General features: G+C 57.4%; 1 rRNA gene. It reads left to right on the top strand.

The window, feature by feature from the left end:
• Positions 1-1,045: ribosomal RNA gene (locus ABT063_RS52120) — 23S ribosomal RNA — on the top strand; the annotation flags it as partial.

The following is a 1,045-nucleotide window of genomic DNA, read 5'->3' as shown; positions in this document are numbered from 1 at the left end:
TCGTGACTGCGTGCCTTTTGAAGAATGAGCCTGCGAGTTTGCGGTGTGTTGCGAGGTTAACCCGTGTGGGGAAGCCGTAGCGAAAGCGAGTCCGAATAGGGCGTTTTAGTAGCATGCTCAAGACCCGAAGCGGAGTGATCTAGCCATGGGCAGGTTGAAGCGGCTGTAAGAGGTCGTGGAGGACCGAACCCACCAGGGTTGAAAACCTGGGGGATGACCTGTGGTTAGGGGTGAAAGGCCAATCAAACTCCGTGATAGCTGGTTCTCCCCGAAATGCATTTAGGTGCAGCGTCGTGTGTTTCTTGCCGGAGGTAGAGCACTGGATAGGCGATGGGCCCTACCGGGTTACTGACCTTAGCCAAACTCCGAATGCCGGTAAGTGAGAGCGCGGCAGTGAGACTGTGGGGGATAAGCTCCATGGTCGAGAGGGAAACAGCCCAGAGCATCGACTAAGGCCCCTAAGCGTACGCTAAGTGGGAAAGGATGTGGAGTCGCAGAGACAACCAGGAGGTTGGCTTAGAAGCAGCCACCCTTGAAAGAGTGCGTAATAGCTCACTGGTCAAGTGATTCCGCGCCGACAATGTAGCGGGGCTCAAGCGTACCGCCGAAGTCGTGTCATTGCAGCATGAGCCCCAACGGGCGCTGTGATGGGTAGGGGAGCGTCGTCTGCCGGGTGAAGCAGCCGCGGAAGCGAGTTGTGGACGGTTGACGAGTGAGAATGCAGGCATGAGTAGCGATACACACGTGGGAAACGTGTGCGCCGATTGACTAAGGGTTCCTGGGTCAAGCTGATCTGCCCAGGGTAAGTCGGGACCTAAGGCGAGGCCGACAGGCGTAGTCGATGGATAACCGGTTGATATTCCGGTACCCGCTGTGAAGCGTCAAACATTGAATCCAGTGATGCTAAGCCCGTGAAGCCGTTCCGGACCCTTCGGGGAATGGAAAGTGGTGGAGCCGGTGACCCGAGCTGGTAGTAGGTGAGTGATGGGGTGACGCAGGAAGGTAGTCCATCCCGGGCGGTGGTTGTCCCGGGGTAAGGGTGTAG

It is taken from the genome of Streptomyces sp. NPDC002838 (assembly GCF_040295365.1).
GTDB lineage: Bacteria > Actinomycetota > Actinomycetes > Streptomycetales > Streptomycetaceae > Streptomyces.
Note: the sequence above shows the minus strand (reverse complement) of the source record. Positions and strands in the feature narration are given on the sequence as shown.